The organism is Edwardsiella piscicida (assembly GCF_001896205.1).
Lineage (GTDB): Bacteria > Pseudomonadota > Gammaproteobacteria > Enterobacterales > Enterobacteriaceae > Edwardsiella > Edwardsiella piscicida.
The window spans coordinates 2,299,859-2,321,684 of sequence record NZ_MPNU01000001.1; the positions used below are offsets into that span (position 1 = coordinate 2,299,859).

General features: G+C 52.3%; 18 protein-coding genes. 7 read left to right on the plus strand and 11 right to left on the minus strand.

The features are described from left to right. Positions 1–75: 75 nt before the first annotated feature. Positions 76–432 (minus strand): diguanylate cyclase domain-containing protein, encoded by a 357-nt coding sequence (locus BRD58_RS10580; RefSeq protein ID WP_265341135.1) that lies wholly within the window; start codon positions 430–432, stop codon positions 76–78. Between the two features lie 327 nt (positions 433–759). Here BRD58_RS10580 and BRD58_RS10585 point away from each other — a divergent pair, with 327 nt between their 5' ends. The 6 genes from BRD58_RS10585 (at position 760) to BRD58_RS10610 (ending at position 6,862) form a co-directional block, all read left to right on the plus strand. Further along, a complete protein-coding gene (locus tag BRD58_RS10585; RefSeq protein WP_015683391.1) occupies positions 760–1,953 on the plus strand; it encodes a CaiB/BaiF CoA transferase family protein in 1,194 nt (397 codons plus the stop codon). 2 nt (positions 1,954–1,955) lie between these two features. After that, a complete protein-coding gene (locus BRD58_RS10590; protein WP_012848869.1) occupies positions 1,956–2,894 on the plus strand; it encodes a hydroxymethylglutaryl-CoA lyase in 939 nt (312 codons plus the stop codon). A gap of 59 nt (positions 2,895–2,953) precedes the next feature. After that, the gene (locus tag BRD58_RS10595; RefSeq protein ID WP_015461668.1) at positions 2,954–4,219 is read left to right on the plus strand and encodes a 3-isopropylmalate dehydratase large subunit; all 1,266 of its coding nucleotides are present in this window, start codon (positions 2,954–2,956) and stop codon (positions 4,217–4,219) included. Between the two features lie 10 nt (positions 4,220–4,229). Further along, entirely contained in the window at positions 4,230–4,733 is a 504-nt protein-coding gene (locus BRD58_RS10600; RefSeq protein WP_015461669.1) for a LeuD/DmdB family oxidoreductase small subunit, read from the plus strand. Beyond that, positions 4,723–5,880, plus strand: coding sequence for a 2-methylaconitate cis-trans isomerase PrpF family protein (locus BRD58_RS10605; protein WP_012848872.1), 1,158 nt, complete (start codon positions 4,723–4,725; stop codon positions 5,878–5,880). Before BRD58_RS10600 ends, BRD58_RS10605 begins: the two co-directional genes overlap by 11 nt. A gap of 424 nt (positions 5,881–6,304) precedes the next feature. Continuing rightward, entirely contained in the window at positions 6,305–6,862 is a 558-nt protein-coding gene (locus BRD58_RS10610) for a YbhB/YbcL family Raf kinase inhibitor-like protein (RefSeq protein WP_073382856.1), read from the plus strand. A 280-nt stretch (positions 6,863–7,142) separates the two neighbouring features. Here the strand turns inward: BRD58_RS10610 and BRD58_RS10615 are convergent, their stop codons facing one another. Next, complete coding sequence (locus BRD58_RS10615) at positions 7,143–7,664, minus strand: papain-like cysteine protease family protein (RefSeq protein ID WP_012848874.1); 522 nt, start codon at positions 7,662–7,664, stop codon at positions 7,143–7,145. Between the two features lie 542 nt (positions 7,665–8,206). Between BRD58_RS10615 and BRD58_RS17925 the strand changes: the two genes are divergently transcribed. Then, positions 8,207–8,821: a hypothetical protein gene (locus BRD58_RS17925; RefSeq protein WP_133175639.1), complete on the plus strand. Its 615-nt coding sequence runs from the start codon at positions 8,207–8,209 to the stop codon at positions 8,819–8,821. Between the two features lie 403 nt (positions 8,822–9,224). Here the strand turns inward: BRD58_RS17925 and BRD58_RS10620 are convergent, their stop codons facing one another. The 9 genes from BRD58_RS10620 to BRD58_RS10655 form a co-directional block, all read right to left on the minus strand. Next, a complete protein-coding gene (locus tag BRD58_RS10620; RefSeq protein WP_073382859.1) occupies positions 9,225–10,517 on the minus strand; it encodes a VasL domain-containing protein in 1,293 nt (430 codons plus the stop codon). Between the two features lie 488 nt (positions 10,518–11,005). After that, on the minus strand, positions 11,006–11,458 hold the full coding sequence (gene tssE / locus BRD58_RS10625) for a type VI secretion system baseplate subunit TssE (protein WP_073382861.1): 453 nt from the start codon (positions 11,456–11,458) through the stop codon (positions 11,006–11,008). Beyond that, entirely contained in the window at positions 11,451–11,987 is a 537-nt protein-coding gene (gene tssJ / locus BRD58_RS10630; protein WP_373694010.1) for a type VI secretion system lipoprotein TssJ, read from the minus strand. Before tssJ ends, tssE begins: the two co-directional genes overlap by 8 nt. Continuing rightward, entirely contained in the window at positions 11,968–13,071 is a 1,104-nt protein-coding gene (gene tssG, locus BRD58_RS10635; protein ID WP_073382871.1) for a type VI secretion system baseplate subunit TssG, read from the minus strand. The genes tssJ and tssG overlap by 20 nt, the downstream gene beginning before the upstream one ends. Continuing rightward, positions 13,026–14,789 (minus strand): type VI secretion system baseplate subunit TssF, encoded by a 1,764-nt coding sequence (tssF, locus tag BRD58_RS10640; protein ID WP_015461675.1) that lies wholly within the window; start codon positions 14,787–14,789, stop codon positions 13,026–13,028. Before tssF ends, tssG begins: the two co-directional genes overlap by 46 nt. A 449-nt stretch (positions 14,790–15,238) precedes the next feature. Next, positions 15,239–15,640: a hypothetical protein gene (locus BRD58_RS17930; RefSeq protein ID WP_139263898.1), complete on the minus strand. Its 402-nt coding sequence runs from the start codon at positions 15,638–15,640 to the stop codon at positions 15,239–15,241. Between the two features lie 30 nt (positions 15,641–15,670). After that, complete coding sequence (tssA, locus tag BRD58_RS10645) at positions 15,671–17,266, minus strand: type VI secretion system protein TssA (RefSeq protein ID WP_073382876.1); 1,596 nt, start codon at positions 17,264–17,266, stop codon at positions 15,671–15,673. Next, on the minus strand, positions 17,266–20,685 hold the full coding sequence (locus BRD58_RS10650; protein ID WP_073382879.1) for an ImcF-related family protein: 3,420 nt from the start codon (positions 20,683–20,685) through the stop codon (positions 17,266–17,268). Before BRD58_RS10650 ends, tssA begins: the two co-directional genes overlap by 1 nt. Continuing rightward, positions 20,672–21,826 (minus strand): hypothetical protein, encoded by a 1,155-nt coding sequence (locus BRD58_RS10655; RefSeq protein WP_069578759.1) that lies wholly within the window; start codon positions 21,824–21,826, stop codon positions 20,672–20,674. The genes BRD58_RS10650 and BRD58_RS10655 overlap by 14 nt, the downstream gene beginning before the upstream one ends.

Genomic DNA, 21,826 nt, shown 5'->3' on the forward strand with positions numbered 1-21,826 from the left:
TCTATCACCGCGCAATAGGTTTCCTGCTCCCATTCAAAAACAGAAAAATAGAAATGCTCCCTATTTATAGCACCGTTAATGAAAATAATACCGCTCACCAATAACAACATTAACCTTTTCTGTACATTTATCATCTTTATTATTTTTCTTTTCTAATTTATTTTTATACATTAAACGATCAACCTCAGCGGGCGTCTTTTCAAGACTGGTCTTAAATTCACAATAGCCCAGTGAAAAATCGAATCCAACATCCATATAATTGTTAAACGCAGCATGAACTAGCACCCTGATATCACAGATATGTTTTTTAATATGAGCACGACCTTCAACCGCCTTAACGATGACGAGAAAATCATCGCCACCAACTCTAGCAACAAGGCTATTATTCACTGAAAATACATTAAGCAATATATTAGAAAAAGAAACCAATATATCATCTCCGCTCGCAGGGGTATGTACTGTTAACCTGTCCGTAAATGTTGTAAAGACACATTAACGCCAATAAAAACCGCGCCTGTAGAGTAGGCAGAATATTGCCCCAGCCTCGCGCTGGCGTTGATACCAGAATCCAGACACATAACAAAATTGTTTTATAGATAACGATATTGTTATAGGCATATCCCTCCCCCCTTTTTTCTCAAAAACAAAAAGTCAATATTTTTCAATATATTACAACCAACTCTAATTGCATTAAAAGTTGGCATGATATCTGCAACCTTAATGACATCATCAACAAACACCTATAGAGAGTGATGCGCTATGAGCAACAAAACAATCAGTGACCTGGTGGTACTGGATCTGACACGTGTGTTAGCAGGCCCCTTCAGTGGGATGTTACTAGCTGATATGGGTGCCACGGTGATCAAGATAGAAACGCCGGTTCATGGCGATGACAGCCGCTCTTTTGCCCCATTTATTAATGGCGAAAGTGCTTATTACATGAACTTAAACCGTAATAAAAAAGGGATGACGATCAACCTGAAAGATCCCGATGGTGTTGATATCTTCCTGAAACTAGTCGCCAAAGCAGATATTCTTATTGAAAACTTCCGCCCAGGTACCATGGAAAAACTAGGCGTTGGCTATGAAAAATTAAAAGCAATTAATCCTCGCCTCGTATATGGCTGTGTATCGGGATTCGGTCACTATGGCCCTTATTCAAAACGAGCTGGTTACGACATCATCGGTCAAGCAATGGGAGGATTGATGAGTACCACGGGTTGGCCAGGTGGCGAAGCTACCCGATGTGGTACCGCAATTTCTGACGTCCTCGCAGGTTTGTTTATGACGGTAGGCGTTCTCGCCGCAGAGCATCGTGCAAGAATGACGGGCGAAGGACAAAAAGTGGATGTTGCCCTGGTTGACTCCGTCGTCGCTGGACTCGAAATCATTAATCAGATCTATTTAAGCTCCGGTCGTCTCCCTGGGCGTAACGGTAACCGTTATGAATCGATCTACCCGTACGACTCCTTTAAATGCTCGGATGGAAGCATGGTTATCGGGGCCGGTAACGATAAGCTGTATCATGCCCTTTGCCATCTGATGAATATGCCTCATCTGATTGATGATCCGCGTTTCCAGACCAACCCTCTGCGCGTAAAAAATCACAGCGCGCTGAAAGAAATCATTGAAGAATGGCTGAGTGATAAAACTATCGATACCGCCACCAATATGATCCTTGACGTTGGTGTTCCCGCTGGCCCAATCAATACCATTGATCGCGTCGTTAATGACCATCATATCGCCAATGTCCGTGAGATGTTTGTAGATATGGAACACCCGATCGCGGGGAAAATTAAAGTTACCGGCAACCCAATTAAGCTTAGCGAAGATCATTACGTACAGCCGGAGTCCTCACCTCAGCTGGGGGAACACAATGTAGAAATTCTGCAGAAATACCTTGGGTTGAGTATTGAAGAAGTCAATGCACTGGCCAACAAGGGGGCACTATAAAAATGAATGCTGCAACCGGTTCATTATTTAGCCTGCCTGCATCGGTAACGCTAACTGAAGTCAGTCCACGTGATGGATTTCAAAACATTGAGCAATGGATTCCAACAGAAACTAAAATCAATATAGTTGAAGGGATTTTTCGCAGTGGTGTAAAGAATATCGAAGTAACGTCATTCGTTAGCCCGAAAGCGATTCCTCAAATGAAGGATGCTGCGATAGTTGCAGAATACGCTGTTGCCATGGCAAAAAACACTGATGTTAATATCATGGCGCTAATTCCAAATGTAAAGGGCGCGGAGCGTGCGCTTTCATGCGGCATCAGAAAAGTTAACTATATTATTTCAGCAAGTCCTCTACATAATAAAAAAAATATGAATCGGACTCCACAGGAGTCATTTGAAGCATTATGTGAATTAAAGAAAAACTTTCCAGAGGCAGATGTGACCTTAGGTGTTGCAACGGCTTTTGGCTGCCCATTCCAGGGTAAAGTACCCGTCGATGATGTTATTACATTAATGCGTGCCGCCCGAGATATTGGTATCAATAGCTTCACCTTATGCGACACCATCGGTGTTGCTAACCCGCGGCAAGTCGAAACTTTACTACATGAAGTCAAGAAGAATTTTTCTGATATTCAGCTAGCACTACATCTCCATAATACCCATGGGATGGCTCTGGCAAACATCTATGCCGCCATGCTGCAGGGGGTTGACCGCTTTGAAAGCGCTATCGGTGGACTGGGAGGATGCCCCTTTGCGCCGGGTGCGGCCGGAAACGCGGCAACAGAAGATTTAGTCAACATGCTAAATCGCATGGAAATTAACAGCAATATTGATTTAGCCAAGCTTTTAGATGTTGCTAATCAAATCCGGGAACTCGTACCATGCTCTATCAGTGGTATGTTGGTAAAAGCCAGACGCTATGACGAATTCTCCTTTTAACTAATATGTTATGTAAGGGCAGTTTCCATAGTTAAACTGCCCTGCTAGAGTGAGGATGTATGGGCAAAACAATTGCTGAGAAAATTATCGCGGAAAAGGCTGGCGTTGCAGAGGTCAGTGCTGGTGATGTCGTTTGGGTTAATGTGGATAAGGCGATGATGGATGACATCCTCGGGCCTCGGGTGCAGATTGCAGAGCAGATGGAAATGCTCAAGATGCCAATTCTGTACCGCGATCGTGTCGTTGTTATCTCGGATCACTACACACCTCCGGCGAATACCCGACAGGCTGACATTGTCAAATTTACCAGGGATTGGTCCCGAGACCACGGCATCAGTAATTATCATGAATTTAAAGGGCCATGCCACCAGATCATGGTTGAAGAAGGGCATGTTCTTCCGGGTACTTTGATTCTGGGAACAGATTCACATACCTGCATGGGGGGAGCGCTTGGTGCTTTCGCCAGTGGCGTCGGCTCTACGGAGATGCTGGGGATCTTAGTCACAGGGAAAACCTGGCTAAAGGTGCCTGAAACCCAGAAGGTCGAATGGAATGGTAAACTCCAGCCGGGAGTGATGGCCAAAGACATCTCATTGAAAACGATCGGCCGTATCGGCCATGCTGGGGCGACCTATCATTCAGTTGAGTTCTGTGGTTCAACATTTGCTGATATGCCAATTGAACAGCGTATGGCCATCACCAACATGGCCGTCGAAATGGGTGCTAAAGTCGGTTTGATGCCAGTTGATAGACTGGCTCAGGAATACTTGGAGAGTATGGGCATTAGCGCCGAACAATATCAAATATATCAACCTGATGCCGATGCACACTATATTAACACGCTCCACTTTAATGCTGAGGATCTGCCTCCGCAAATCGCCTGCCCGCATAATGTGGATAATGTGACAGACATTATCAATGTTGCCGGAAAAAAAATCGATCAGGCTTACCTCGGCTCATGCACCGGTGGTCGTTATAGTGACCTAGAAGCGGCAGCCAATTTTTTGAAAGGTAAAAAAATAGCCAGTGGTATCCGCTTCCTCGTCTCCCCGGCATCACAAAAAATATGGCAAAAAGCCAGTCATGATGGGATCCTAAGCACTCTTGCTGATGCCGGCGCGACCATTCTTGCTCCAACCTGTGGCGTCTGTGTCGGCCTACATTCCGGTCTGTTAGCTGATGATGAAACATGCATTTCTGCCAGTAACCGGAACTTTATTGGCCGCATGGGAAGCAAAACATCAAATATTTACCTGGCATCACCGCTATCTGTAGCAGCAGCAGCATTAACCGGATATATAGCTTCACCGCAAAACTTTATGTGAGGAAGAGATAATGAACAATCATATTCGAGGTAAGGTTTGGAAATTCGGTGATAATATAAACACGGATATCATCTCCCCTCCTCAATATATGGAACTAAGCATTAAAGATGCTGCTCCATATTGCATGTCAGCGGTCAATCCTGATTTTGCCAGTCAGGTTAGAGTGGGTGATATTTTTGTCGCAGAAAATAACCTTGGCTCAGGATCTTCCCGCGAGACCTCTCCCTTAACATTAAAATACCTTGGTATTCAGGCTGTTGTCGCATGTTCTTTTGCTCGGATTTTTTATCGCAATTGCATTAACCTTGGTATTCCTGCAATAACGACACATCAGGCAAGCGAGATTCATCAGGGGGATGATTTAGTTATTGATATTACTCAGGGTGAGATTAAAAACATAACGCAGGGAACGATTTATCAGTGCACCAAGCTACCTGATAATATTATGGAGATGATCCGTGCCGGGGGATTGGTAAACTATTTAAAAAAAGTAGGAGCTAATCATGCAAACTGAAACAACGCTGTTTCCCGTATCTATTGTGAGAGGGGGAACCAGCAAAGGTATTTTTATTATGAAAAATGCCTTGCCGGATGATGAGGCGTTAAGAGATCGGATCATTTTATCCGTTTTTGGTAGTCCGGATCTGCGTCAAATCGATGGTCTGGGCGGTGCTGACCCGCTGACCAGCAAGCTTGCCATTATCTCTCCGTCAAGCCGAGCGGATGCCGATGTTGACTATATTTTTGGCCAGGTAAGCATTACCGATGCTTTTATCGACTATAAAGGCAATTGCGGTAATATCTCCTCTGCTGTCGGGTGTTTTGCCATCCATAAAGGCCTAGTGCAGGCTCAAGAGCCGATTACCACTATACGTATCCATATGGTCAATACGGGACGTATTCTAATCGCCCATGTTCCTGTTAAAAATGGGATGCCCAGCGTTGATGGTGAATTGCAGATTGATGGTGTGCCGGGAACGGCTGCTAACGTTGAGTTAGATTGGGCCGATAGCGGCGGTGCTACCACCGGATGCCTATTGCCTACCGGACAGCCGTATGACGTTATTGAATGTAGGGATAGAAAATATAAAGTTTCTATTGTTGATGCGGGTAACGTCACTGTTTTTATCTCCTCATCCGATTTAGGTCTACAGGGCACAGAAACACCGGCTGAAATCATTGCCGATCCAGACAGAATGAATCTAATTGAAGAAATTAGGGGTAAGGCAGCACAAAAGATAGGATTAGTTGACGATTGGCGCAACGCTGCGAATACGATTCCTTTTGCACCGTTCTTTTCAATCGTTAGTGCCCCCAAGAAGCACACTACATTTAACGGTAGGGATATTGACGAGCCCGACTGCGATATTATTTCACGCTTAGTTTTTATGCAAACGATGCATAAGGCTCACCCTGTTACGGGGACTATTGCATTAGGCGCCGCTGCACGTATTCCTGGTACGTTAGTCCATGATATATTACCATTACATGCTCATCAGCGTGAACGCTTGAACATCGGCCATCCCAGTGGAATTATCTTTATCGATACCGCCGTCATCCAAGAGGATGGTGGATATAAACTATCAAAATCAGTCGTAAACCGCACCGCTAGAATGTTGCTAGACGGTTATTTTTATCTTCGCAATAGCATTTTATATTAACAGGCGGGAAAAAGTACGCATTGGTTAAGGACACGTTCATACTTCATGACGTGCCCTTAACTGCAGCCAACAGCCAACAATAAACATATTATTATCATTGACAATTAGTGCTAAGCATAGAGGATATGGCCAACCATATCACTCATAACGATCAAGCATCTCTCGCTATAAGAATTGACATGTTCTCACCCACGATGAACAACGCAGCGTTGGAAGAACTATTTTCATAAGGTGACTGATGCGACTTGCTTCAGTTGAGTAATTATCATGGAGTATCACCATGCACTATCTCATCATCATCCGTTACCCACTACGCCTTGCTGATTAATTTATTGCGTTAAAAAATCAGATCCTATTCATTCCGGCCCATATTATTATCACATAATAATGGCCAATAACAGTCGCACCGTATGGAGATAAGCTTATGTTTGCCAAAAAAAATCTCTCTAGAGCATTAATACTATGTGGTTTATTTAGTCTGAGCGCTCATGCAATGGAGTTGAGTAGCCCAACGGTAGAAAATAACCAGGGGCTACAGAATGCGCAAATCTTTAACGGTTGGGGATGTACGGGAAAGAATGAGTCGCCGGCGCTAACATGGACCGACATTCCTAAGGGAACAAAGAGTTTTGCGCTGACCATGTATGACCCGGACGCTCCCACAGGAAGCGGTTGGTGGCATTGGATGATGATCAATATACCCGCTAATGTACACCATCTATCTGAAAATACCGGGGTAAAAAATAGCCAGACTTTACCGAAGGGCGCCATTCAGCTACGTAATGATTTCGGCTATGATGGCTTTGGCGGCGCTTGCCCTCCGGCTGGAGCAAAGCCCCATAACTACCAAATTACCATTTATGCGTTGAATGTGGCAAAGTTAGATATTCCAGCGAATGCTTCTCCTGCCTATGCGGGTTTCTTTATTTTACAGCATAAGATCGGCGCAGCACGCTTAACTGCGCCCACAAATGCACGCTGAGTATCGTTAATACACAGGATAAAAGAATCGTGATCTTCTGTTTCTTTTATCCTTCATGCTCTCATGAACAGCGCTTAAGAAGCACACCATGCTTTATTATCAATACCGCAGGACTGCACGCGATAGGCTATCGTTAACCAGGCAAGGATTCCATGTATCATCAGCAAATTAATCTTATATATAGCATTGACATAAATGTGCTGACACGGAACAAAGGGAGGCGGTCATTCGCACCGATCGCTGATCGCGACCCATGATTGAGCTGAGCAAAAATAGCCATTTAATTTGGCTCAAGCAATGGTTGCATTTTCATTGCACAGTTTACGGAGAATTGATTAAGGATTAGCGTGCCTTCCAAGATCGCCATGAACTGTTTAAACTTCATTACCGTTGGCTTCGATTTTCTAACGCTATGTAGATTTATACTTAGCGGGTTATATATGATAATCTCATTCTGCTTAACTCTAACCCCGACGATTAGCACATAATGCCCAAGGTTTAACCCCGGTATTCTTGACTTTATAGCGGCAATAATGGGTCCGTGGCGCAGTAACTCTTCTTTATATTTTTCTGGCTTATTAATGATGTTAATCTTTTGGCAAAAGCTTTCCTCCGGATCAAAGCCGAAGCTCATCCTATTACACTTTGCAGTCTTGGTGAAGATATCACTTGGCAAGTAGTTTTTTTTGCAATACCATTTTAACAACGCATCTTGGCAATACCACCCGCAGTTAAGATCAATAACGCCACCGACGCCAGGTCTCCATTGGTTAAACATCTCTACCTTGTAGAAAAAATCCATTTTCGGCCTCACCTCTGATAGTTAAAGTTAGTGTCTATGCCATTATAAGCACTTCGCTTAAAAGTCTATTCCATGTTAATATCAATAGATAATTGGTGCACCCTACCCCCCCAATCTTTACCGATATCGATATTGACGGCAAAGCCTTCACTCATCCTATGACCTATTACCATCACCCCCTGTTGATCGAGTGCATCGCTAATCGATGCCGTTATCGTCTAACCTTGGTCTCTTTGGGGTTATCGCAAAGTAGAGTATATTATCTAACCACGTTGATTTTGGAATAAATGTCAGATGTATATATGTTTATTTTCTAAACTTAAAGCTATAGCCCTCTATTTCCCCTGTCAACTTTTTTTCATATGCAGATTCAATAATCAATAGTAATGAATTTTTTCTAAAAAACTCAGAGAGCACGCGCTCCCCGCGGTTAATAGCAATAGACAGTTTTATAGAACTGTCTACAGAAAAACAAAAGCAAGCGTCATCGATAGTGCTTATGTTAACAGCATGTTAAACCAACTAATGCCGAGGGTAGCAAAATGCTAAAAAAGATCGTCCCAAATCGCCGCATTATTCTTGACGGGTTTAATAACTCATGCACCGCACCCGATCCTGGCCTCCCTCCTGATTTTTTAAAAGCATCGGGGATGATATATAATATTCAAACATCCGTAAAATCTGGAACATTTTTCAATAGGCAAAAAACCAGTTTAATCGCTGAGGGCCCACATGCAAAATCTCAATCCAGAAACTTCCTCTGGTTGCCATGGGTTGAAGGCGCCGTGACATACTCACCGATAAGCACCATCGATATACTTACAGGCCCAATGTCAGGCTGCTGGGTTTCTGTATTCGAAAGTCACGGGAAGCGCTATGTCGCGCATATTGGAACATCCTTATGCGCTGAGCTCAGTGAGCAAGCAAAGGCATCATGGCGGGCGGCGGTAAACAGTAACATAATCACTCCATTACACGCCTTCGACCCGTTTGTACCCATAGAGTCAGAATTTGAAGCATTTTACAGCATAATCACACCTCACGGACAAATATACTCCGTAGCGCTGGCCTATGCCTCAGCGTTAGACTGCAGAGAGCGAATGATTACACGAATTATACCAAGCGATAATCAACTCATGGATGTGACGGGTTTCTAATATAAAATGGGCCGCCCACCTCGGTAGACGATCCGGCCCAATCGTTGGACAGCCCAGCGTTATTGAATAAATCGGACTTTTGCTAAATAGAAGGTTCCGATCACGCATCATCCCGCCAACGCCGGCCGTTCCAAGGTAAAGCAGACGTTCAGCATCATCGACTGGCACCGTGGCAATCAAGCCCTCATCAATCGAGCGCCCATGATGCTCTGACTGCACGGTGTAGCCACTCAGGCTTGATATGCCTCGGCGACGGCCTCATAGAGGCGTGACCCCGACGGCGTCCGCTCACCGTATTCAACGCGAATACCGCCGCGACGGCGACACAGGCAGCGCCGCTCGCCGATACCGTTCGGCACACTGAAAGCGCGTATTGCCCATATTTTTATGCCGGCATATCCATTCAGCGCATTGCCTGCTGCTTGATCAGCGCATAGCGATTTAATAGTTGCTCAAAATAGATATCCTCCTGCAATATCTGCGCAGACGGCAGCGCCGCCCCCTTATCTCTCTGACTTAATCGATACAGACGCTCCTCTACGGGGATCGTCCGCCCGAAGCTTTGCGTTATGGTAAAGACCATCGATTTCAACTCTGAGCCGGTCAGATATTTGCCTTTACGCTCATCCAGGGCATTCAGGCGGCGGGTCAAATCCGTTAACCCCGCCATGCCCTGATGCCAGCCGGAAAGCGACTCGGCGGGCAGGGCGTTTCCGCTGATATAGCGCTGCCACTGTTCCCGCATTTTCTCCGCCTCAGCGGGCACCGCCCGCGCGGCCAGCGCAAAGCCATACTCCTGTCGCCACAGCGCGGGCATCTGCTCAAGCGTCTTCAGCGAGGCGCCCTTTGCCGCAACGGGCACCGGGCTGAGCGGATTCGGGTTGATCGCCTGCCAGCCCCACGCGGTGGCCGCGCCTATCGCCAGCGTCGAGCAGATGCCGGCGATGAAGAACCGCCATTTTTTCGCCGGGGGCGGTAGCGCCGCCAGCACCTCCACATTCGCCTGTCGCCTTGGCTGCGCGACATACACCCACTTGACCGAACCGCCGGGCTCATTGCGCTCTTGACGCCCGACGCCGGACAAGATATCAGCCGAGGCACCCATGCCGCTCATGACCGTCGCTGGCACGACAATACCGGCCTGAATAGCGGTATCGGCGCGGGATGCGGCGTCGCTGTTTTCCAGCCGGACCGCACTGTTGTGTATCATCGCTCGCAGGGGATCAAGCTGGCTCAGGTGCTTAAGCTCCAGACGCTGTAACACGCCCCCGAGACGGCTAAGCAGCTGCTCTGCCTGATACAGCTGACTGAGATCGCTGTAGCTTAGCGGAAGCGTACGCATCAGCTGCTGCAGACGCTGGCTCAGACCGCCGAGGATCTCCATGCGGGTATGTATCGGCTGCGGCCAGAGCGCGCCCCACTGATGGCTTATCAAGGCATCCAAAATCGCCAGCCCCTCATTGAGTCCGTACAACCCGGCCAGGTGCGTGCGGGCCAGCGTGTACCAGACCGCGGTCTGTAGCTCCACGCCATTGTGTTCAAACAGCGAGAGACAACGCTTTTCGACATAGTGCCAGTTCACATCCGGGCGCGCCGGATGGGTTAATTTGCTCATTTCATCGCGCAGGGCGGCATAATCCGGCAGGGTTCGCGGGTCACCGCCGGTTTTAATTTTACGGGGGGAGGTCTCATTCATAACCAGATATCCATCTGAGGTCTCTACAGCGGTGGAAGATAATGGTGTATGCGGCGGTGCTTCGCCTCGTCAGAACGGTGCCGATGCGCCAGAGCACCCGACGCGGGAAGACACCCGATGCAGCGACGATCGGGCGCCGGGGTTCAGCCTGCGTAGCTAACCCGACCGGCATAGCTGCGCTCGGAAATAGCAGACGTCGACGTCAAAAAAGTCATCGCTATTTGCCGCGCTCGGTATTTTAATGGGATCTTTAAATACGACGTTTCAAATGCTCAATGATCAATGCGCACGGCGCAGGTTCCCGTGCAATCAGGGCATTACTGGCTGTTTTTAATTACGCTACCTGTTTTCAATTACGCTATATTGTCCATTCCGTTTATAGCCTCTCCGCTTTACATATTATTATGGCCTTGCTGCATAGCAGGGGATGATGCGGCGCCGCGTGTGCGCTTTGGCTATTTGGCTACATCGTTTCGCCGCCCACAGGCTCATGCGCTGGCGCTATTATCGAGATACTGCTGCTGTTTGAGGTGTCGCAACAGCACTCGGCCTTCGGGCGTAAACTCGGTGCCATAGCGCACCAGGCCAACGCCCTTGAGCTCGGCATCAATGGCATAGCGCAGCTCGCCGGGGACGCTCGGTTCCAGCAGGACAACGGCTATTTTTTTCAGACGGGGCTCATATTTGAGCAGAACAGCCGACAGGGTGCCCATCAGTTCATGGGCCGACCCCGGCATCCCCTGGAGAATTTTAGTCATATCCGGCAGGCCGTAGTCCGGCAGATGCGCTAGCGTCCCGGCGCGACAGTTAACAATGCGCCGCAGGTTGTCGAGTACGGAGAGAATGACCTGATTCTGTTCACTGACCTGATTCAGGTCGAGGCCGCCGGTAAAGTTGCCAAAGAGCGTTTCATACAGCGACGGGCGTGGTGACTCACTCATCTTTCAGCGCCTTCAGGGTCAGACGGTTGTTGCCAGCCTCAATCACCCGGGCGTGATCCGGATCGAGGTCGTCACGGCTCAGAACCACCCGCCAGGTGTTGTTCTCCTGGTCAGGCGACATAAACATCCCCGCCACCGCCACGTACTGCGCGTTTTCCGCCATCGGCATATCGATCATCACCGCCCCACCCGGCTGCAGGCGGATAGCGTTCTCTGCCACTCGGTCCGCTTTGATGGCCTGGCCGTCATCGTTAAACAGTGACGGGTAGTCCGTACTGTCGAACGTTTTACGGCCCTTAAGCTGGTAGATCTGCACCACCGTCGACAGCGCTACACCACCAGCATTGCTGTTGACGGCTTCACGGGCGCGAATATCCAGATGCAGGGTCTTTATCTGCTTATAAAAAATCGATTTGGTCACCGCGACGGTGCCGTCCGTGACGCGTTGGGTCAGCCCACAGCCCGCCAGTACCAGTGTGATACCGGCGGCCAGCGCAGCCAGAGTCAATTTATCCGCGGTAATCGCCATCTTCATCGGTCTCCCTGCGGTGAATATTTTCCTGTACCCGCTCATAGCGGCCAAGATTGATGGTTATGGTTTTGGACTGTGTGGCCGTGTTCGCCGCCTTCAGCGGCCGCATCACAGCGGTACGCCCCAGCTGCACTGCGCCAGCCTCAGGTTTAGTGCTCATTGTCGCGTCCGGCAGTAGGCTAAGGTCGACGCACAGCTGCAGGCGCACATCCAGCCGAGCCCCAAGATAGACGTGCAGCAGCGCCATTAAATCCGAGTGAAGCGCCCCGCCCGGTAACCAGCCCTGCACTTCCGTCGGGTCAGGGGTCGTGAGCCTCATCAGCACCTGACTGTTCACGTCGGTGGCATAGCGCCCTATCACCGGGCGGTTTATCAGGGCGATCGGCTGACTGACGCTCATGGTCAGGGGCGTCTTCAGCGGCACCCGACGTTTATCGTGGTGCCAGACTTTCGCCTGCGTGTTGGGTGCCAGCAGACGCACCAGTGAGGCTAGACCTTCTGCGGTACGTCCCGGTAGCAACATGAGCGGCAACAGCGCCAAAAAACGTGAGGCCGGGGCCGCGATGCTTTCACTGCAGCCATCTAGCCCCAGTCCCGCCAACCCCAGCAGGTACTGCGAGATATTGTCCTTACCGCCGGCGGCGAAGCTCGCCGGGTAAGAGTATTTCCGCCAGATTCGGTAATACTGGGCAATCAACCGGTGGTTGAAGATATCGAGAAAATCGGCTGTCGCTTCATACCCTTCCCGCCGCTGGGTGATATCATCGATACAGTGCATCGGTAGCGGGGACTCCACGCCGTAGAGTCCCATAAAGGTGATGCGTACCGTCGGCGGCAGGTGCGGATACTCCGGCAGCTCTACGCCTTTGATTTCAGCGGCCGGGAACCCCATCCCCGGATGAGGCCGGAAGCGCACCGGCTCGTGCCGAACCTGCCAGGTGCTGCCGATGAGCGGCTTATCCGGCTGGCTCTGCTCCAGTAACTGGCAGAATCGGTAAAAATTCAGGTATGGCAGCCGGTCGCCCAGCTGCGCTATCAGCTGGGCAGGCGCGGGCTGTGGTTTTCTTTCCACCGGATGCATTTTCCTTCTGGCTGAACGATAAGCGTGAGCTGGTTAAACTGGTTCATGTCGGCATACAGCGCGAAGAACCGGTTGAGCATTTCGCCGAACAGGTGAATATCCCCCTCGCCGGTGAAGCCGTTACTATCGAGGGTGACCTCGATATCCAGCCCCCGCAGCAGAAAACCCTGTTCAAAGCGCTGTAGCCGATGATGAGCCACCTGCTGAATCGCCTCTAAACGGCGGGTATTCAGCTCATCCTCCTGCCAGTTATAGAGCGCCAGCGTGCCGCGCAGCACGTCGGCGGTGCTCATCATGTTCAGAAACCCCGATCCCAAGTGGCTCAGTACCCGCCAGTGGAAACGGTCCTCCGCCGGCGGGTAAACCGGCAGCGTGGGTTTGCCGAGGTTTTTCACCGACAGCGGCGTCTGGACCACCTGCTCACAGCGGTCCAGCAGCGTACTCTGCAGCGCCCGGCGCGGCAGCTGGCCGTTGGTGCCGGTGATTTGCAGCGACACGGCCTCGCGCTCAAACTGGCGGTCATCTTCCCATTGGTGGCCACCAAGAATCAGCCAGGTGTCATACAGCCCGGTGACGCCGCGCTTTACTCGGGTGTGGTAATAGCGTGGCGGGGCATGGCGGCGCATCATCCCGCCCTTGTGGCGGAAACTGCTGAACGGTACATACTCCGCGTCATGGGTCCGGTTTGAGCCGGTCACCGAATCCACCGAATAAATCTCGGTATGCCCGTCCTGAAGGCGTTTAGGGCGCAACAGGTACTCACTTTCTAGCCCGGTGATGGTGAGTGGGTCGGCTTCCAGCGTAAACAGGTTGATGACCGGCACGCAGTGGAGGCGGATGGCGTCATCGGTGACCGGCAGCTCTGATGGCCACTGTGTGCTGAACACGACTTCGATATCGAAATACTCCGCTCCAACAGGCGGTGTAATGCCGTCCAGGCCGTTGAGATGGACGAACATAAACTTATCGCGGAAGGTGAAGTACTCTAACAACAGCTGATAGCCGCTGAAGGCGGTATCACCTTTCGGCCACAGCCCCTCCTCTTCGGCAAAACCGCCCGGCGAGAAGTACCCGTCAAGCCGGATACGGTCGCTCTGCCCGGGCAGGCGCATATACAGGGCGGCCTGCCGTTTGGTCAGCATCAGATGCAGCTGGCTGCTGACGGGCGCATCCGCGCCGAGATACAGGCTTAGGCGGCGGAGATCAGCGCTGGACCAGTCCGCCTGGCGGCTGCAGGCAAAGCGCATCTGCAACAACGAACGCCCGTCAGGCTCCGTGGCCATGGTCACCCCTGTGATGCTCAGCGGGTTGAGCATCACATCACGGGTGGTGCGGTAACGGCAGACCGTGTTCTTCGGCCCCACCGGACGGGAGTACACCTCAAGGCCCGCTGGCACGACCTCCGCCATTTTCATGGCATGGAGCGAGGGGGTCAGCGCCACCACCGAGAGGGACGGAATGGTGCGCAGGTAGTGTGGCCAGAGCATACTGACCAGCCCTTCGGTCAGTTCCGGCAGGTCGTCATCAATCTTTTCGCGCAGCCGCCCCATCGAGAAGGCAAAGCCTTCGAACAGGCGTTCAACGTAGGGATCGGGTGTGCCAGCCTTATCCAGATCCAGCATCGCGGCCCGATCGGGGTGGGTCTGAGCAAACTCTTTTGCCGCCTCGCGGAGATAGCGCATTTCCGCATCGAAATAGCGCAGGGTTAAATCTTTCATAAAAATAAATCCCGGGTAATTAATTTATCGAATCAGAAGATGAGGTCGGGTATTTTATTTTTGTTGGTTTACAACATAACCAGACCAGGGCAAACGCGAGCATGATGAGATGTGGTATATCATCAATTCATCGTCATCAGGAGATATAAAGGAAGCAGCAGGATGTCTCCGGTCAGAGTGACGGGGGTCATCAATACATTGAATGCAAGCTTCCCTCCGCCCATACCTACACTGGATGTGTATTTATAAAAACGAGCCTGATAGCGGTCATTGAGAGATGCTTCACCCGGTATAACTCCTCCGAGTCTTGACTTATTGATAATCACACCTTTGATCTCGATAGACCGTTGATAGAATCCATCTTTTAATTGAAAAGAGGCATCCGTAAGACGGGTTCTTTCTTTAATCGTTAATGATGACGCAGGTTGCCGAGTTTTTACATGAATGAACTAATTAAATCCGGCGTTACCATAACCCTGATAATCGCTGACAAGACTAATATCTACATACTTACCATTTCCAATTTCCTTAAGCGGAATATCTTTCATTAGTTTATTGAGGGATAGCAAAGCATTGCCATTCTGAGTGACAAAATACACATTCTTCTTACCAATAAAACCGACACCTTCAGATGGAAGCTCAATACTTCCTGTTTCTCCTGAGAGTGACTTAGTACTCAGATTGACATTTTTGTATTCAAAAGCAGGCTGGATTTCATCACTATATGCTTCAACTCGTTCAGAATGTCTGCGACTATCATTTGGATTATTCAAGGCCCAAAGGATTGGAGTACACACACTTAATATCACGGTTGATAAAAATAGCATTACAGCTAAATATTTTTTACTCATTATTTTCTCATTAATCTTATTAAAAATAAATTACGCGCACAAGACAGAAGCACGAACCGGATCAACCGCAATCAGTCCAGCCAGCAACTGTTCCATCAGTGGATTCAGGCGCACCTTGTCAGCCTCACTGCGAGCGGCTTTCAAGCGCAGGAGTTTCAGATGACGGGCCTGGACCTCGAACAGCAGCTCAGGCTCCCAGTTGCTAAGGGTCACTTCTCTTGCACGTTCACCCAGCTCTGCAAACAGGTGCACCGCCAGCTCATTTTTACCGTACTGCTCGGCAATACGGCCCATTAGCAGACGCAGCAGCCACTGTTGCCGCGCCGTGGTGACACCGGGACGCCGCTGTAACCAGGCCAACGCGGCATCCGGGCCTTCACTGTCGGCCAGTGCCACCGCTTCCGGCTCCAGCGCCAGAATGTCGTCGTTACCAGAGGTAACCGGGGCTGATGGCGTGTCATCACCCCACCCACCGACGGTGTCCAGCACGCGCTGCTGGATCCAGTTCAGCGTCACGTCGTCCGCAAACGGGGTACCGTCACTGAACGCCAGCGTCTCCAGCCCGGACAGGCGCGACAACAGCCCTTTCAGGTCAGCCGCGACAATGTCGGCCAGCGTCTCTTGGCCGGATTTCGTCAGCGCCTGGTGGATATACCACTGCAAATCCAGCCACAGGTGGTTGGCACCGCGGGAAAAGGTGCTGTCAGCCGTTTCCAGCATTTCAGCCCAGTTCTGCTGCAGATAGAGGCGTTTGAGCAGTGCACGCTGGTCCGCCCTTGGTGGCTCGATGCGTGTACGCCCCTGCGCATCCGGGGCCGGAATGGCCCGCAGGGTGTCGTGACGCAGGCTTTTCATCAGATGATGTGCTGACAGCCAGCCGTCCGGCTGTTCGCGCAAATATTCGGTGAGCGTGCGGGCCTGGGCCAGCAAATCCTGACCGGAGGTGATGCGCCCGATGGCCGGGGCATCGCGGTGGCTGGCCGCTGAGGGTGTTTCGCTGCTACCGGCGTTCTGCGGCACCACCGCATCCACCCCGCCCGCTTTCTGCAGACGGTTTTCCAGCGCACCGTACAGCGCATTGAGTTCCGGGCGGGTTTGATCCGGTTCATGTTCGGTAAGCTGCGCTATCAGCAGCAGCGCCCCGCTGGTCCGCATCGCATCGTTCCTGACCACTTCCGGATACAGGGAAAGTGAATCAGCCATACGCGAGCCGGCCAGCCACTCCAGCGCCGCCTTACGGCTGCGGTCACGCTGCGGATGCAGCTGCGCGCCGAAGCGGTCTATCAGACCGGCCAACAATTCAAAGCCCTCGGCCAATCCCTTCTCGCCTTCACGGTGCAGCTTTGCCCAGCAGTAGTAGGTGGCAACACGGATATCTTTGGCGAGGGTGGTGAGCAGCTTCTCTGCCAGCCGGCAGATAAGATCCGTGTCTGCCCCGGAGAGTTTATTGACCTCCTCGCGCATCCGCTGGAAGTCATCGTCATAGCTCGGATCGTCACCGACGGGGGATGAGCCGGGCAACGGCTGCAGCCAGTTATCCCACTGCGCCACGCGCTCACGGGTCGCGGCAAGCAGTGATGCAGGCTCAGCCTGGCAGGCCTGCAATAACGCATTCAGCGTACTCATCAGTAGACCTCCTCGGCACCACGGGTTGCGCCGGCGAGCGGATCTGGCGCCGCCACGCCGGTGGTGCTGAAGATGGTCTCAGGCAGGCGGAAATTGCGCAGCTTCAGCAGCGCCAGCGGCCCTTCTCCGGCATCGGTACGCAGGGTGTAATTGAGCATGCGCCCGTCCTGTGCCCTCCAGCTCAGGCTGTAACCGCTGCCGAGCCCCGGGTAAGCCTCCACCGCCGCCTTCTCAAGCAGGCGTACCCAGCCCCAGGCGCCGGGAATGTCCGCATACTGACGGGTGCCCGCCTGCGTGCTAATCCAGCTCAGGTGCGTGCCGGGCGCCTCCGTATCCGCAGGCCAGGTGAAACGCTTCCACGCCGGCAGCTGGTTCACATAGGTCAACGTCTGGCTATCGATAATCAGGTCGGTCTGCATCACGCCCGCGGCGGTGCCTGGGCGCAGTTCGAAGCTCATGCCGGCGTTGCCTTCGGGGAAGGCCACGTCCGAGATATAACTCAGGGTATTGATGGCATTGAGGAACGCCGGGTTGAACGCGAGCCCCTGCGCGTTGATGCTGTCCGGCACCCAGTGGTTGCCCTCTTGGTGCAGTACGCCCTTAAGACGGGTCTGCAGGAACTGCGCAATACGCCCGGAGTCGGCATTGAGGTATTTGGCCAGCAACGGCAGGGACACGTCACTGCTGGAGTGGTTAAACGGATAGCGTCCTCCAAAGGCACGGTTCCACTCGGCCACCACCGCCTGCTGCCACTGGGCATTGAGGCTTTCGGCCGCCGGGGTCAGCACCTGTTGCCAGGCCCGCTCCATCGGGTTCACAAACACCGTACGCCCAAAGCCACTCCACTCCTGACCCAGACCCGCGGCAATCAGGCTGCCGTAGTCACGGGTTTCGGTCAGATCCACCGCCTTGCCCTGGAAGACCGTCTGGGCCATGGTCTGGGCCATCGCCTGCGGGTCGGCGGCGTTGGTCACCTGCTGCAGGCGCAGACGTACCTGGGTCACCCGGGTCAAGTACGACTGCAGGCTCTGCTCCTGTGTCCCCGTGCGGTTCTTGTCCATCAGCGCCAGCAGCGGGCCAAAGGTGGCATCCAGCGGGCCATGAACGCCGGCACTCTGGTCTATGGCCTTCTTGCTGTCACCACCGAGCAGGTTTTTGGCTGATTTCACCAGGGAGTCGGAAATCGCCTCGCCAGTCTGCCCAGCGCGTCCCTGAACGTTCAGGGTATTCATCAGCGCCACCAGCGGCGACTGGCGCACGTCGGCCATCAGGGTCAGTTGATCAATGGCATCCGACAGCGTGGTCGCCCGGCGAAGCCGCAGGCTGTTGAGAAACGACAACCAGGCCCCGCCAAAGTCAGCAAAGTAACGCGCGGTCAGGCGCCTTTTCAGCGCATCCGGCGAGGCTTCGTCCTGCATTTTTGCCTGACGAGTGTTGTCCGTAAGCACCCAGTCCAGCTCGTCCCGTCGCGCCTTCACCACCTTCTCAATGGCAGGCTGCACCGCCTGCTCCCAGGCCTGACGGGTAAACATTCCCGGTACGATGTTGGTGGTGCTGAACAGACGGGATGCGTCGGTATCGCCGGTCATATCGTCAAGGCGCATGTCGACATACAGATGGGCTACCTCAGAGAGCATCGTCTGATAAAGGGACGATTCGCTATTACGCACGCCCATCAGGCGCACCAGCAGGGAGCGTACTTGACTGACCATGCGCTCATCCGCTCGAATCCTCCACTCTGGGTGCGCGACCAGCTGCGCGCCATAGAACGACAGCAGCGACGGTGCCATCCCCTGCCAGACGCCGTCTCTCACGCCATCACGCTTTGGCCAGTCGTTCAGCAAGGCAGCGCTGAACCAGGCTGCGTCCATATGCGCTGGACGCGCCAGCATCAGGTAGAGCCTAAGCTGGCCATAGGTGGTTTTTGCCCTCTGCTCGCGCAGTGGGCTGCTCGGCGGCAGGGCATTAAAGATATTTAGCTGTTTCTGCAAATGGTCAGCGGCCGTATCGCGCAGCAAAGGCAGCGCGCTGTCCTGATAACGTGGCCAGAGCGCCGCCAGCAGGGCGTCATTCTGGCTCAGCCCGGCCTGCTCATACCATGGCACCCCATGCTCAGCGCGGTACTGCAGACGGGCCAGCGTTTTCTGCAGCTCCAACAGCACGTACAGGCGCTGTGGGAGCGGCTGATTCTGACGGGCGGCAAGTTCGGCCTGAGCATTTGCACCGTCAATCTGGCTGCGGTTGGTGACATACGCGATGCTCATCCATGCAGCCCAGCCCACCATCGCCAGGGCAATAACCGACGCAAACAGGTTACGCCAGGGCATGCCCGGCTTGCGCGGACGCAGTCCGGCAGGGAGCATCCGTACCGCTTCAGGCAGAGCCTCCCAGCGCTTATCCATGCCCCAGTGGTGCGGCACGGCACGGTCGGCGCCGGCTGAAGGCTGACTGAACACCACCCCGGCCAGCGGCAGCGGACGGTACGGATTGAGCATCACCGACAGCGGCGCGGTCACGCTTTCCGGCTCACGAATAAGCTGGTCGGCAAGCGTCAGCAGGAAGTTGTGTTTTACCTCACCACAGCTCTGCTGCAGACCCTGTGAAGTCAAATCTGGCGTCAGTGCCGCAAGCTGTTCAGCCAACCCTTCAGGAGTGCATCCGGCTGACAGCAGGCAACCTGTGGCCTGCACGGTGCGGCCTTCCGGCTTACCAGCGCGCGGGTGCAGGGACCAAACATACAGCGGGAGCTGCCAGCCAAGCGTTTCCATACGGACGCTGATGGCATGAGAGAGGGAATCCATAGTGCTTTCCGACGGCAGCGGCAGCGGCTGTTCCAGCCCCGGCGCTGAGAGCTGGTCAAACGCCGAGGTGACCCACACCAGTCCATCCACCGGACGACGACGCAATTTGCGCAGCGCGCTTAGCCAGACGCTGTCGGCCGGGATATTGAGATCACCGCCCCACAGCAACAGCGTGCCGCGGTCTTCCTGCCAGAGCTGGCTGGTAAGGCCGGGAGTCAGTTGCTCCACTTCAGCGGCCGTACCGGTTATCAGCAGGATGCGTGTTTTACGTCCCCAGCGACGACCATAGAGGTTACGCATGGCGTCACGGATGGTGTCGACGGTGACGTTGCGGGGTGCGGTCTGCTTGACGCGGCCTTCATCGGCAGGCAGGACACTTAGACGCTTTGCCTGAAAACGATGCCAGCCCTGTTTGATGGCGAGCGTGATGGTTTTGCCGTGGCGGAACATGAGTAACAGAAATAAAACGCCGGCAAGCGCTAGGCTTTTCAGCAGCGTAGTGTGCAGCCCAATCTGGTCGCCAAAGTGCCAGATTAACCAGGTAATCCCCCCTGCAATAAGAGCGGAGAATCCCAGCTTGCCCCACCCTCCACGCCATGACGAATTACCTGTTGTCATTATCTCGGTTCCCTGTTTGCACTGTATTAATAAATTTTCGCTCACCATCTGTAGAAAGAATCAGACAGTCTGCTTTTTGTATATTCACGATATCGCTGGCGACTGCGGCCATTATCCATGGAGAAAAGGGGCCGCTGAGCCCGGCATATTTTTCCAGCCAGTGGAGCTGTTCAGGTTTCCAGTGACCACCATAACTTTGTGCTGCTTCAAGCAGACCAGAGAATGCATTTCCCCATTCCACGTTGTCGCCAACAATACTGGCGGTGGCACAGGCCTGAGTCTGCGTCGAGAAAAACGTATCCAGTGATTTATTCATATCACCCATATCTAACGACATTGGCCGTAGCAGGCAGGCATCATGAGTAAGTTGATATTTTGTGGCAACATCATTTGATGTCAGCAACAAAGAGGCCAGGATGTCGCTATAACGCCCTTTCCCCTGAGTCTGATGCACCAGAATAAGATCCACATCCAGCGTTGGCGATTTGATCCGTTCTTCCAGCCAGATAAAGGTATTTGCGGTCTGTATATTCAAAACAGGTGCAGGGCATAAAGGAACTATTTCCTGCCAGACCTTTGCAAATTCGGCCTGAAGTATCAGAGGATCTTCCTGCCAATCCGTCAGCAAAGTGGCACCAAGGGGTAAGTCTGATGGAACCCAGACCAGGGCATCACTGACACATTCAAGTAGTTGTGAAAAACAGTTTTCTGGAGTTGAGTGATAAAAATGCTGCGTCAATGTTGTGCGCTGCACCTGCTCAGCTGAGGCCTGCAAAAAACGAAATGGCGTCAGGGCTTCCGGAAAAATGACACTGCTATGGAGCACTGCAATGTTTCTGCCGGCCCATTCAGTCCATTGTTGCTGGGCGTAATCAGCCTCATTAGCCTCGAACTCATGCTTATCAAATGCACTATTGAAGAGCCAACCCCGCAGGCAAAGGAAGAAAAACCAGATAACGATGGGGCTTGCTGTGACGACCCAAATATTAAATTCCTGTAAAGGCCCTGAAAGCTTATTAACATGCAGGACGAACAGCACCACACTCCCTACAACTGCGATAACTCCCAACATAAGCCAAAGAACAAAAGAAGGCTCTTCAGGCTTCTTGGATACCGTTGATTTCTCACGCTCCCAGCTCAT

Excerpts from the sequence above, each read along its gene's own strand:
- BRD58_RS10600 (WP_015461669.1), top strand. The coding sequence starts at position 4,230 with ATGAACAATCATATTCGAGGTAAGGTTTGGAAATTCGGTGATAATATA.
- BRD58_RS17925 (WP_133175639.1), top strand. The coding sequence starts at position 8,207 with ATGCTAAAAAAGATCGTCCCAAATCGCCGCATTATTCTTGACGGGTTT.
- BRD58_RS10620 (WP_073382859.1), bottom strand. The coding sequence starts at position 10,517 with ATGAATGAGACCTCCCCCCGTAAAATTAAAACCGGCGGTGACCCGCGA.
- tssG (WP_073382871.1), bottom strand. The coding sequence starts at position 13,071 with ATGCATCCGGTGGAAAGAAAACCACAGCCCGCGCCTGCCCAGCTGATA.
- BRD58_RS10610 (WP_073382856.1), top strand. The coding sequence starts at position 6,305 with ATGTTTGCCAAAAAAAATCTCTCTAGAGCATTAATACTATGTGGTTTA.
- BRD58_RS10590 (WP_012848869.1), top strand. The coding sequence starts at position 1,956 with ATGAATGCTGCAACCGGTTCATTATTTAGCCTGCCTGCATCGGTAACG.
- tssE (WP_073382861.1), bottom strand. The coding sequence starts at position 11,458 with ATGAGTGAGTCACCACGCCCGTCGCTGTATGAAACGCTCTTTGGCAAC.
- tssA (WP_073382876.1), bottom strand. The coding sequence starts at position 17,266 with ATGAGTACGCTGAATGCGTTATTGCAGGCCTGCCAGGCTGAGCCTGCA.
- BRD58_RS10615 (WP_012848874.1), bottom strand. The coding sequence starts at position 7,664 with ATGGATTTTTTCTACAAGGTAGAGATGTTTAACCAATGGAGACCTGGC.
- BRD58_RS10605 (WP_012848872.1), top strand. The coding sequence starts at position 4,723 with ATGCAAACTGAAACAACGCTGTTTCCCGTATCTATTGTGAGAGGGGGA.
- tssJ (WP_373694010.1), bottom strand. The coding sequence starts at position 11,987 with ATGGCGATTACCGCGGATAAATTGACTCTGGCTGCGCTGGCCGCCGGT.
- BRD58_RS17930 (WP_139263898.1), bottom strand. The coding sequence starts at position 15,640 with ATGAGTAAAAAATATTTAGCTGTAATGCTATTTTTATCAACCGTGATA.
- BRD58_RS10650 (WP_073382879.1), bottom strand. The coding sequence starts at position 20,685 with ATGACAACAGGTAATTCGTCATGGCGTGGAGGGTGGGGCAAGCTGGGA.
- BRD58_RS10585 (WP_015683391.1), top strand. The coding sequence starts at position 760 with ATGAGCAACAAAACAATCAGTGACCTGGTGGTACTGGATCTGACACGT.
- BRD58_RS10655 (WP_069578759.1), bottom strand. The coding sequence starts at position 21,826 with ATGAGCTGGGAGCGTGAGAAATCAACGGTATCCAAGAAGCCTGAAGAG.
- BRD58_RS10595 (WP_015461668.1), top strand. The coding sequence starts at position 2,954 with ATGGGCAAAACAATTGCTGAGAAAATTATCGCGGAAAAGGCTGGCGTT.
- tssF (WP_015461675.1), bottom strand. The coding sequence starts at position 14,789 with ATGAAAGATTTAACCCTGCGCTATTTCGATGCGGAAATGCGCTATCTC.